This is a genomic window from Cryobacterium sp. TMT3-29-2 (genome assembly GCF_004564305.1).
In the GTDB taxonomy this organism is placed as follows: Bacteria; Actinomycetota; Actinomycetes; order Actinomycetales; family Microbacteriaceae; genus Cryobacterium; species Cryobacterium sinapicolor.
This window is the reverse complement of sequence record NZ_SOGK01000137.1, coordinates 1-10,913: the sequence shown is the minus strand read 5'-3', so window position 1 is coordinate 10,913 and position 10,913 is coordinate 1. Positions and strand designations below refer to the sequence as shown.

13 protein-coding genes are annotated in these 10,913 nt (G+C 62.9%); 6 read left to right on the top strand and 7 right to left on the bottom strand.

The features are described 5' to 3' along the window. Nucleotides 1-639 precede the first annotated feature (639 nt). The 5 genes from E3O67_RS16050 to E3O67_RS17145 all read left to right on the top strand — a co-directional run bounded on the left by E3O67_RS16050 (nt 640) and on the right by E3O67_RS17145 (nt 4,310). Complete coding sequence (locus tag E3O67_RS16050) at nt 640-1,062, top strand: hypothetical protein (protein WP_135103162.1); 423 nt, start codon at nt 640-642, stop codon at nt 1,060-1,062. Beyond that, the gene (locus E3O67_RS16045; RefSeq protein WP_135103161.1) at nt 1,059-1,466 is read left to right on the top strand and encodes an EVE domain-containing protein; all 408 of its coding nucleotides are present in this window, start codon (nt 1,059-1,061) and stop codon (nt 1,464-1,466) included. Before E3O67_RS16050 ends, E3O67_RS16045 begins: the two co-directional genes overlap by 4 nt. Beyond that, nucleotides 1,463-1,897 (top strand): MarR family winged helix-turn-helix transcriptional regulator, encoded by a 435-nt coding sequence (locus tag E3O67_RS16040; protein ID WP_135103160.1) that lies wholly within the window; start codon nt 1,463-1,465, stop codon nt 1,895-1,897. The genes E3O67_RS16045 and E3O67_RS16040 overlap by 4 nt, the downstream gene beginning before the upstream one ends. Nucleotides 1,898-2,062: 165 nt before the next feature. Next, nucleotides 2,063-2,629: a recombinase family protein gene (locus E3O67_RS16035; RefSeq protein WP_135103159.1), complete on the top strand. Its 567-nt coding sequence runs from the start codon at nt 2,063-2,065 to the stop codon at nt 2,627-2,629. Nucleotides 2,630-2,858: 229 nt separating this feature from the next. Continuing rightward, nucleotides 2,859-4,310, top strand: a complete 1,452-nt coding sequence (locus E3O67_RS17145) for a fibronectin type III domain-containing protein (protein WP_241982248.1) — start codon at nt 2,859-2,861, stop codon at nt 4,308-4,310. A 149-nt stretch (nt 4,311-4,459) separates the two neighbouring features. Here the strand turns inward: E3O67_RS17145 and E3O67_RS17565 are convergent, their stop codons facing one another. Then, nucleotides 4,460-5,368 carry a helix-turn-helix transcriptional regulator gene (locus E3O67_RS17565; RefSeq protein ID WP_241982246.1) on the bottom strand — a complete coding sequence of 303 codons (909 nt, stop codon included), beginning with the start codon at nt 5,366-5,368 and terminating at the stop codon, nt 4,460-4,462. Nucleotides 5,369-5,647: 279 nt separating this feature from the next. Here E3O67_RS17565 and E3O67_RS16020 point away from each other — a divergent pair, with 279 nt between their 5' ends. After that, nucleotides 5,648-6,313 (top strand): DUF6226 family protein, encoded by a 666-nt coding sequence (locus E3O67_RS16020; protein ID WP_135103158.1) that lies wholly within the window; start codon nt 5,648-5,650, stop codon nt 6,311-6,313. Between the two features lie 74 nt (nt 6,314-6,387). On the opposite strand, the gene E3O67_RS16015 is transcribed toward E3O67_RS16020, so the two are convergent. The 6 genes from E3O67_RS16015 to E3O67_RS15990 form a co-directional block, all read right to left on the bottom strand. Then, a complete protein-coding gene (locus E3O67_RS16015; protein ID WP_135103157.1) occupies nt 6,388-7,191 on the bottom strand; it encodes a LysM domain-containing protein in 804 nt (267 codons plus the stop codon). A 252-nt stretch (nt 7,192-7,443) separates the two neighbouring features. Continuing rightward, entirely contained in the window at nt 7,444-7,917 is a 474-nt protein-coding gene (locus E3O67_RS16010) for an RNA polymerase sigma factor (RefSeq protein WP_167726696.1), read from the bottom strand. 35 nt (nt 7,918-7,952) lie between these two features. Continuing rightward, the gene (locus E3O67_RS16005) at nt 7,953-8,705 is read right to left on the bottom strand and encodes a hypothetical protein (RefSeq protein WP_135103155.1); all 753 of its coding nucleotides are present in this window, start codon (nt 8,703-8,705) and stop codon (nt 7,953-7,955) included. 224 nt (nt 8,706-8,929) lie between these two features. After that, nucleotides 8,930-9,466 (bottom strand): hypothetical protein, encoded by a 537-nt coding sequence (locus E3O67_RS16000; RefSeq protein ID WP_167726694.1) that lies wholly within the window; start codon nt 9,464-9,466, stop codon nt 8,930-8,932. A gap of 502 nt (nt 9,467-9,968) precedes the next feature. After that, a complete protein-coding gene (locus tag E3O67_RS15995; RefSeq protein ID WP_135103153.1) occupies nt 9,969-10,436 on the bottom strand; it encodes an N-acetyltransferase in 468 nt (155 codons plus the stop codon). 241 nt (nt 10,437-10,677) lie between these two features. After that, nucleotides 10,678-10,913: helix-turn-helix domain-containing protein (locus E3O67_RS15990; RefSeq protein WP_135102588.1), on the bottom strand; the 236-nt coding region annotated here is incomplete at its 5' end.

Sequence of the window (10,913 nt, the reverse complement as noted above, 5' to 3'; positions counted from 1 at the left end):
CTCGATCGGGCACGTCACGCCAGTGGACTTCGAGATGCAATACTCGTCACAGGCCGCAGAGATCCAACTCGCCGCTTAACCCGTGTCCACTCTCCGGGGTCAAGGCCAGATTTCAATGTGCTGAGGAAATCTGGAACAGCGCCGAGAAATCGGGAAAGTAGGAGAAGCTTCATGTCATCACTGTAGGCGGAGCCACTGACAGGCTCTGCGCCAGATGGATCGCCGCACACGTGGGGATCATTTTCTAGGATCGCATTGAGACGACTTCAAAGTCACGTGGGCCGGACCTCCAACGGGTACTCGCGCGGAGGCTGGCGCTTCCGACACTCCCAAATTGTGACGGTACTCGTTTGACTGTCCCGACATTAAGCCCGATGACGGGGCGCCATGCGCACGAGCTCGTCGTCTTACTGTCTCGTAACCCTAGGGATATAAGACGTCTCACGACCGTCACTTGGGCCCCATCAACACTGGCGTGTAGCTCGCATCTTTGAATGACAGCTTTCTCGCGCCGCTATCTGTCATGCAGTTGAGATCGTGTGGATCGGTCACCTGTCGTATCGGTTGCGCCTTGCAATGAGTTCTTACGCAACACTGCAGCGAGTTGCCATTGAACAAGTAAGCGTGCATACTAATCAGGTGAATATCAGTGAATTTTCTCGCGCCACGGCCGTCGCCCCGTCACGAGTCTTCGATGCTTGGGCAGATCCCGTGGCCTGGCCGCGTTGGGACCTGTCGATCGAAAGCGTGCAGTTCACCGGCCCGATGCAACTCGGTGCGACCGGTCGCCTCATTCCGACGGCGGGGCCACCGTCGAAGTTCACGATCACGGACTTGGTTGCAGACCGAGTCCTCACGAATACGTCGAGGCTGCCGGGTGCACGTTTGGATTTCATTCATCAGGTGGAACCGCGCGTTGACCATCACGTCGTGTCGGTCACAGTCCGTATCATCGGTCCCCTTGCAAGAATGTGGGGTGGGCTGCTTCGAACATCGTTAGCAGGATCGGCGCCGACAAGCGTGAACGGGCTAGTTGACATGTTGGAGCGCAGTCAGCCGTGACGGCATGGCTGGGAGTAGTGTCGGCAGACCATGTGAGAGGCGGTTGCGCGCTTGGAATCGCGCAGATCAGCCATGGTGCACGCGGTCCATTGGCCCGAATGCTCGCTGGCGACAGCTTGACCTATTACTCGCCTACCGAACATCGTGGTGATAGCAATCCACTCCGGGCCTTCACCGCGATCGCGATGCTGCCAGACGATGAGATCTGGCAAGCAGACGAAGGAGTCTTCAGGCCCTATCGCCGCCATGCCAACTATCTTGTTACGGTCTCGGTCCCTCTCGAAGAGGTGCGGGCGGATCTCCACCTGACGTCTAAGCCGAACTGGGGATACCAGCTTCGCCGCGGCTTGATCCCACTTGCGCCCAGTGACGCCGACCTCTTGCGTGAGCGGATGGTCCGGTGACCGGCAATCCGCTCGAAAGCGACTATGCCGCCGCGGACAGCAGCCCCGGATTTCTGCTGTGGCGCGTTTCCAATGCCTGGCAGCGCGCTATTCGTGCCGCCCTTACGCCGCACGGCCTCACACACACTCAGTACGTGCTTCTGGCCGTTCTCGTGCACTCAGCAGAGGAACATCTCACGCAACGGAACCTCGCCGATAAAGCCCATATCGACATCATGATGACGTCACAGGTTCTGCGCACTTTAGAAACGGCCAAGCACATCACCCGCTCGCCCCACCCGATCGACCGACGCGCCATGAACGTGCACGCCACCACACACGGCAGGCACACCGTCATCGCGGCAACGAAAGACGTAGAGACCATCGACCGTGAGTTCTTCGGAGCACGGGCGGCCGAAGCCGCCACGTTATTCACACACCTCGGAGCCTGATCAAAGTACACCACGCCTCACCACCCAGGAGCGGGCTCACGCTTATCCATAAACGACCGTCCATGAGACAGATGCGGCAGTCAATTCAAGAATCAGCGTGTCGTGTTCCATAGCCCGTGTCCGAGATCTATGTACTGTCAGGCACGTCAGAGGTACAGTTCTGTTATGGCATCTGTCGGCTACGCCCGAGTCTCCACCCGAGAGCAGAATCTCGACGCGCAAACCGACGCTCTCGAGGCGGCTGCCTGCGAGAAGGTGTTCGTCGAGCACGCCTCCGGAGTCCTCGCCAAACGGCCGGCCCTAGATGATGCCCTCGACTATCTCCGACACGGCGACACCCTCGTCGTGACGAAACTCGACCGACTCGGCCGATCCGTCCGAAACCTGAAAGAGGTGGCCGACGGACTCGAGCGACGCGGCGTCGGCCTGAAAGCACTCTCTCAAGGGATCGACACGACCACCCCGGGTGGGCGGCTGTTCTTCCACATGCTCGCCGCGATCGCCGAGTTCGAGCACGACCTCATCGTCGAACGGACTAAAGATGGCCTGGCTGCCGCGCGCGCCCGTGGCCGAAAGGGAGGGGGTCGTTCGAAGATGACAGCGACAAAGGCGCGGCAGGCACGGACGATGTACGACGAGAAGACGTATACGGTGCAGCAGATTGCCGAGACCTTCGGGGTCTCCCGCGGGACCATTTACCGCCACCTTGGCGAAGACGTCAGCCCTGCATAGGTCGTGACCCTCGATGGCGCAGAGAACAGCCGAGATGAAACTCGCACTTCTGCGTCAACACGACGGCGGTGTTCCCTGGGCCCGGATCGCTGCCGAGTCCGGAGTGCCGGTCCGTACTCTCACCCGTTGGTCGACCAGGTATCGGGCGGATCCGAGCTCGCGCGCTCTGGAACGTCCCCGCCGAGGCGACCGAGGTACGCGAAGGATTGCCCCCGAGCTGGTGGAGGTCGTGGAAGCTCTCGCTTTGCGTCGGCCGGAGCCGACGGCGGCGTTCATCCATCGCCGTGTCGGTGACATCGCCCACGACCGGGGACTTGCGGCGCCGAGCTACACCACCGTCCGAACGATCATGGCCGGACTTGACCCGGGCCTTCGCACGCTTGCCCAGCACGGGGATGCCGCCTACAGGGACCGGTTCGAGTTGGTGTTCCGCCGAAACGCGAGCCGCCCGAATGAGCAGTGGCAGGTCGATCACACCCTCCTCGATGTCGCCGTCCTTGACAAGACCGGCGTCCCCGTCCGGCCTTGGCTGACGATCGTCCTCGATGACTACTCTCGCGCGATCGCCGGGTACACCGTCTTCCTCGGTGCCCCCACGGCGGAACAAACCGCCCTCGCCCTGCATCAGGCTGTCAACAGGAAAGCGAACTCCGGCTGGCCCGTCTGCGGCCTGCCCGATGTGCTGTACAGCGATCACGGTTCGGACTTCACCTCCGCCCGACTGGAACGCGTGTGCCTTGACACTCACATTCAGCTGATCCACTCCCGAATCGGCGTCCCGCAGGGACGCGGAAAGATCGAACGGACCGACAACACGGTGACCGACACCGTGACCGTCGGCAGCAACCCGTACGGGGTGGCGGTGAATGCGACCACGAACACCGTGTACGTGACCAACTTCGCCAGCAACACGGTGTCGGTGATTGCCCCCTCGGTACTGGTGCCGGGTGTCCCGTCGGGTGTTTTGGCTACGGCCGGTAACGGGCAGGCGACTGTGACTTTCACCCCTCCGGCCAGTGACGGCGGCTCGGCCATCACCGGGTACACGGTCACCGCCACCGATACCACGACACCGGGCAATGGTGGACAGACAGTCTCCGGGACCGGCAGCCCGATCGTGGTGACGGGTTTGACTAATGGGGACAGCTACACGTTCACGGTGACCGCGACGAACGCTGTCGGCACCGGCGCCGCCTCCGCAGCATCCAGCCCCGCCACACCAGCAACGGTGCCGGGTGTCCCGACGGGTGTTTTGGCTACGGCCGGTAACGGGCAGGCGACTGTGACTTTCACCCCTCCGGCCAGTGACGGCGGCTCGGCCATCACCGGGTACACGGTCACCGCCACCGATACCACGACACCGGGCAATGGTGGACAGACAGTCTCCGGGACCGGCAGCCCGATCGTGGTGACGGGTTTGACTAATGGGGACAGCTACACGTTCACGGTGACCGCGACGAACGCTGTCGGCACCGGCGCCGCCTCCGCAGCATCCAGCCCCGTCACACCAACAAAGCCGGTGGTCACACCGGTGGCCACGCCGGCGGATCCGTCGCTGGCCGCCACCGGTTCGGACCTAGCGCTGCCAATGGGACTGGCCGGACTTCTGCTGATAGCTGGGCTGGCCGTGCTCGGCGCCGCACGGTTGCGCAGTCATTCAAGGAAACCGCACATCGGCTGAGCCAGCGACGAGATCGTTGCACAGCCAGCCTGGCGAGTGCTCAGCGAGCACATTGGCCGAGCACTCGCAAGAGGGTTCCCAAACGCCACTCCCCCGAGATATCGGAACTTCGGTGAACGGGCGCCAAATCGAGGTCCCTCGAGGTCTCTTTATGACGGAGCTGAACCGTCAAGTGCGGGGGACGAACGCAGCAGCCCGTTTCGGTAGGCGTGGGCCACGATCTGTGACCGAGAAGTGAATCCGAGCTTGGTGAGGATGCTGCTGAGGTGGGTTTTCACCGTTGACTCGCCGATGTGAGCGCTCTGGGCGATGTCGCTGTTGCTCAGTCCGCGAGCAGCGAGGAGGAAGATCTCCCGTTCGCGTAACGTAAGTGCGCCGATCGAGTTCCTGTCGGCTAACCCCGGGCTCTGGGGTCGGGAATCGATAACGGCCGTGCGGGTCTCCTCTCGGGCAGTGTCCGCAAGAATCTCGCCGGACGATTCCGTCCCTGGCTTGGTAGTTCGTGATCGAGTTCGCGACCCGACGTGCCAGGCACCCACGGTAAGGAGAATCCCCACGGCTGTCCAGCTAAGAAAGCCTTGGACAACTTCGATGGATGCGCCTTCCTTACCGTTGATTGTCCCGAACACACCGGATAACGACAGGAACGGGAAGTTGAGCAAAGCACTGACAACAACGCTTCCCAGGATTGAAAGTCCAAGCAGTGCCCGACGCATCACAGCCTTGCCATACGCGCTGATTCCAATCACCAGAAGAACAAGGGCGAGATAGGCGACCCAGCTTGTCTGGCTGAAACGTGTTGGCCAGAACAGCAGTTGCACGACAAGCAGGCCACCGGTGAGAGATAGCGCGGCACCGGGCCTCACCCGACATAGCGCAATAGCCAATGCGAATCCCAGCGCGATCAACACGGCGTAGGGGTTCGTGATGAACGTCTCCGACCGCAGGGGCACGTCGCCGATAATCTGACTGGACGATCGCGCTACCCAGACCGCAAAGAACACCGCCCCAAGCAGTGGCTCTAAAAGATGACGAAGGTGCGAGCGGATCTTTGGCATGGTCCAACGTTAGGTGTCGCGGCACCGATTGCGCGGTCGGTGACGAGGGATTCCTCCCTTTGGGGGATGCCTCTCCGACGAAGGATCGAGGATCATTTTCTTAAACGTGGCGACTGCCACGAACGGCTGTCCCATCGCACCGTTGAAGGTTCCCCTGCGAGCCTTGGGCGCGAGCGCCAAGGCAGTCCCCGGTTCACGACAACGGTGCGTCAAGAGACGCCCGATTTGCGGGCCGACGGATTACTCGGTGAACAGAACGCTGACAGATAGTTTGTGAACATGACAGAGTATCGACGCCCCACGTTCCCGGTGGAGATCTACCGGGATGAGCAGGGCCACCCGATTGATTATGGAAATCGATGGGGAGGAGCGTCTCCACCCGGAGACTCGTATTCCCGCGTTAGTAATCCGCAGCGATTCGCGCCGACGCACGAAGTCGCCGACGCTCTCATCGACTGGCTGCAGACCACCTTCGACGTCGCCATGGACCAAACCCCGAACGTGGCTGACGATCTTCTCCTCCTGCCAAATGACGTTGTTCGCGCATTGCGGGTCGTGCCCCGCGACCCGACAGCGGCCCCGCTGACATTTGTCCTCACGCGGTTCCCAGGCGTCTACCTTCACGCGGGATTGCTCCACGACTTCCACTTCCCCGCGTGCGGCTGTGATGCCTGTGACGACGATGTCCTGAGTCTGGCGGAAGAGCTCGAATGGACCGTGCGCACTGTCGTGTCAGGCGGTTATTCTGAGCGATTCGGTCCCGGGCGGGGCGACTGGATTGAATGTCGGCTCGAGGAGCCCGGGGTCGGGATGCGATCCGGGCGCAGCCCGACCGTGGATCTGCCCGAGGACCGGGTCAAGTCCGCACGAACCGCGCTACCGCCTGCAGGACAGTGGTCCCCCTGGCCGTTACTTCCGAATGGCGAAGCCGACGCTATCGGCTGATCGCCCGAGCCTGCTGTGCCGGTGAGCGTTCCCGATAAGGGACGACGACGACGACTCATGCCCTAGAGCGGCCTTCAGGCCGAGGGCGGCGGGACCGAGGCGCCGCCGCGTAGCGCCACCCGGAGGTTCAGATCGTCGCCGGCGTGGAGCTGGCGGCTGGTGAGCGGGTTGAGGAAGCCGAGGTCGTCGTCCGTGATGCCGAAGCGGTCGGCGATGTCGTTGAGCGTGTCGCCGGCGACCGCCCGGTAGGAGATGGGGGCACCATCGGTTGTAGCGGTGGCACCGCCGGCGCCAAACCGGGCGCCGGTATCGACGGCGAGCAGCCCGGGGCGGGTGTCCGGCACGTCCCAGGTGATCGTGCCGACCGCCCGGGGAGTGAGCACGCAGCCGTCAGGATCGGTCGTGCTCGGGGCGGTCGCGGTGATGACGGCGGTTAGGTAGTAGCTGGGGTCGCCCCGGGACAAGTCCCTGGGGCCCATGCTCAGCCCGGTCTGATTGGCGTCCGTGGAGAGGTTGCCGAACGAGAATCTGTACGTGTCGGCCAGGCAGGTCGTGGTCTCCGACCAGGGGCTGAAGGATAGTTGCAAGCCTCCGGGGACGTCCGAGTGGAAGTCCTTCAGTGCGACGTCGAATCCGCCCCCACCCGCCGTGACGACGACGGTTCCGGAGATGGTGTTGTCTCCCGAGGCCGACGTGAGCTCGGCCGTGCCGATGACACCGTCGGGGATGACAACGTCGGCCGCACGGTCGGGCGGGGCCGGCGCATCGGTGTGGACGGCCGTGTCGACCGGTGGAGTCTCGGTTGTCGGGGGCGAGCAAGCCGCCAGTCCGAGCACCAGAGCGATGCTCCCCAGAACGGATGTCGCTAGTCGTGGCATCAGGTCCCCTCCCCGCCGAGCCCAGTATGGCAGTCGGCCGCATCGCCGGTCCAGCCCCGGGCCCGACAAACGAGGTGGCTCGACCGACGTCGCTACCGGACGCACCGAACCTTCCCGTTGGCGGTTCCCAAACGCCACTCCCCCCGAGATTTCCGACCTTCGGCGAATTGGTGTTGAATCTGCGTCCGTGAACGTCTGGCTTACGGGCTGTCGCTTTCCGAACTTGATTGTTCGATCAAGCGTCGGTGCCATTCAGCGCAATCGCGCCCGAAGGTTGCGCCGCGCTCGTGAGTACCGTGCCCGGGCCGCGTCTGGGCGAATGCCGATGACGGCCCCGGCCTCGGCAATACTCAAGCCTTCCCAGACGACAAGAGTGATCAGCTCTTGGTCGCGGGCCGGAAGTGCCGCTAACGCCGCGATGGCCGCGTCGTCGCTAGATTCGGGGGCGATTGGCTTCACGCGAAGTTCATCGCGCAGAAGCCCGGTTAGCGCCAGGTGCCGGAAACCGCCTCGCCGGTGGGCAGCCAGAACGTTGTGGGCGACGCCGTAGGTCCAGGCTCGTCGCTGGTCATCAGCCGAAGGCAGGCCGTCGCGCCGACGCCAGAGAACGAGAAGCGTCTCTGAAAGGCAATCCGCCGCGTCCTCATTGGGCATCACCCGCCGGGCGAAGTACGCGAGTAGCTCGTCGGCGACCGACCTGATGAACTCCTCGACGTCTACCGCCACCTGTGATGGAGCTGCTGTTATGGACTCTCCGCCCATCATTTGACCTCACCGAGCCGCACAGCACAGTCCATCTCCGTGTAGGTCTCCTTCATCAGCTTTGGCTCGCCGTCTCTCGCGGCGTTGGCTACAGCAGTCATTCGGTCTCGGACGCTGTCGGCCCCGGAGCTCGTGAACGTGCGGTAATTGTCAAAGTCGCTGATCCAGGACGTCGCGCGGGATTCGTCGGCCTTATCGGATGCTGCGTGCGCAGTCAGCCATACGTCGGTCCACGCGCAAATGCCAAACATCTCGTAGAGCTGTGTCACGTAGCCTTCTTGTACTAAGGCTTGACCCGCCCCTTGTTCGGCTCCCAACTTCGCGAACAGGCGTGAGGTGTCTGCGATCGCCGCGTTCTTTGGCATGCCCGGCGGCAGCGTCAGGTACTCCGGGTAGGCGTCGATGACGACTTGGGGTGCATCGTCGGCTCCGGGGTCGATCCATTCGGTGTCGTCCTCCTCGGTGCTGGTCGACGGGTCGCCAAATACTCCGGTGCGGGCGAGTAGCGAGGTAGCGACTGCCGGTACCGCCACACCGATGCCGACCAGCGCGATGAGGCTGCCGACGACCAGGCGGTGGCGGTGTGATAGCCCGGCCGATCTCCGGCGACGCTGCGGTCCGAGTCCGTCGCGCACTTCTTGGTCCTCGAGCGTTGCGGTCAGAGCGTGTGTCGCGTCTTGGACACCTGCGGAGACGCGAACCTGCCCTAGCGCCCGGATCCGGGTTTCCACGTCGTCTGTTGAATCGTCCATACCTACCTCATGTCAAGATCTGGGGAAAACGTGACAAATTGCCTGTAACCCGTGCGTGGAATGGTGGCGGGCAGATCCCACGCCCACTGTCTTGATCCGTGGGAATCGAAGCAGAGTGGACGTCTTGGAATTGGAGATGCCTCGGCGGTTGGTGCGCAGCGGTCTCGAGATAGACGGCCGGACCGGTGAGCTGGCAAGTGATCACCGACGAGGGATCGCACCGTTCACCCCATTCCGATACTTAGGAAAAAGGAAATCACGATGGAGGACAGCCAAAGGATCGAGACCAGAACAATTGCCGCACAGGCGAGCGTTGTGCCAGTGGCGACTCGGCGCGGCACGAAGCGAAACTTGAGCATCGCCTCGGAGGCGCACAAGCCCAGCCAGGCGAGAACAGGCCCGGCACAGATCAGGCCAGCTCCGACGGCGCCCAGAGGGATCTGGCTGACGATCTGATTCCAGATCTCTGACTGTTTCAGGGTGACTGGGGTGAGTGAGGCTGACATCTCCAGTGAATCGTGCACGAGTGCCGCGATCGTGGCACTGAGCGCGACCATCACCGCCGAAGCAATAAGCGTTGCTCGCGTCGAATTCATGACAGACCGAAGTCCACCGGCGAACGCCAACACCGCGACAGCGACGGCAAAGAAGTAGAGCGTCGCCGCGAACGCATACGGGCCCCGGGGATCCTCCCCGATCGCGAACTGTTGCCGATGGTACTCGACGAGCATGCTGGCCAGAAGGCAGTAATAGCCGCTCAATGCGACCATCGGAGAGGTGAGAACGAAAACCAGCCCGAAGAGAACACGAGAACTCGGCTTTTCAGAATCCCCTCTCACCAGAAACCACACCCAGTCGCGATGGGGTCGCCGGCGACGCTCCTGCACGGCGGCGCCGAGGCTGCCCCGGAAATTCGCTGGATGGGGAGGGATGGTTTGACCAAGAGGCTAACGTTCTCCCAGCCAGGAGAAGTGCTCCCACCGCAAGTGAACCCGCGGGAACCGCGCATCATCGCCGGATGCTCGTCAGAGGTCTCATGTGGCGAGTCTTGCAGGTCCGGCCCGTCCAGCGGATGGACTCGCTCGGAACGATGCGCAAGGGGTTCCGCACTGGGGACGGCCAGCTTGCTCGGCGGCCCGCGATACGAGCAGATAGTCTGGCGCTGAATGAGGGATCCCTCAGCGGGCACCGAGGCGTGAGGGGTCGAGTGAATGCCCGTATGACCCGCGTCTAACTGGCGCTCAGGTCCCGTTCGTGCTGGAGTCAGAGCTGCTTTCGCATCTTGACGGTCGTTGTTTCATATCCAACTGACTCATACAGTCCTCGCGCGGCCTCGTTGTGGCCGAACACGCTCAGGCCTAGCGTGCGTGCGCCTGCCTCACGGGCATGGTGCTCAGCGAGCCGCATCGCCGCTCGCCCGTAGCCCTTGCCGCGGTACTCAGGCTCGACTACAACATCCCAGACCCACCATGAAGCGTGGTCGCCTGAGCTGTCGCGACCAATCCAGAGGTATCCGACGGTGCCATCTTCGTTGTGGACGAGATCAAACACAGCGTTGTCCGCAGCGGGGGTGCCCATGGGAAATGCTCGCTCAAGAGAGTCGGTGGCGTGCTGATCGGCAACGTGTGGCGCCTCACCAGCCGTGATCAGGTCTGCCTTGTACTCGGCGTGGCATCGTTCCTGCCATGAGGGGAACCGTTGTGCGTTGATCGGGACGAGGATTATCGGCATGCGACCAGCCTGACAGCACCCTCGCCCCCTCGTGACCTTTAGCTTTCGAGGCGGCTAGGTTTCGAGACACGCGGACCCCTCGGGGAGTACCGCGCAATTACCCGATAAACGATCCGTTTTTCAGACACTTCAGCTGTGCCGCTAGCAGTTCGGCGAATTCGGCCGGTATCGCGCCGACGATCAATCCATCCGTTTGGATGCCCGCACAAGGTTCCCTTCTGACAGTGACCAGGTGGGGCCACTACTTCTTCGATAGGAGCTTCGCACCGTCCGACCGCAGCTCCCCCGCCGGTGAGACATGGCGGTACAGCGTCTGCCGGGTGATCCCGAGCTCCTTGCAGAGGTCGCCAACCTTCGTTTCCTTCTGTCCCATCGCGGCCATGGCCAGGCGGACCTTGGCCGGCGTCATCTTGAACGGCCGCCCGCCCGTCCTCCCCCGTGCTCGAGCTGCGGCAAGCCCGGCGACAGTGCGCTCCG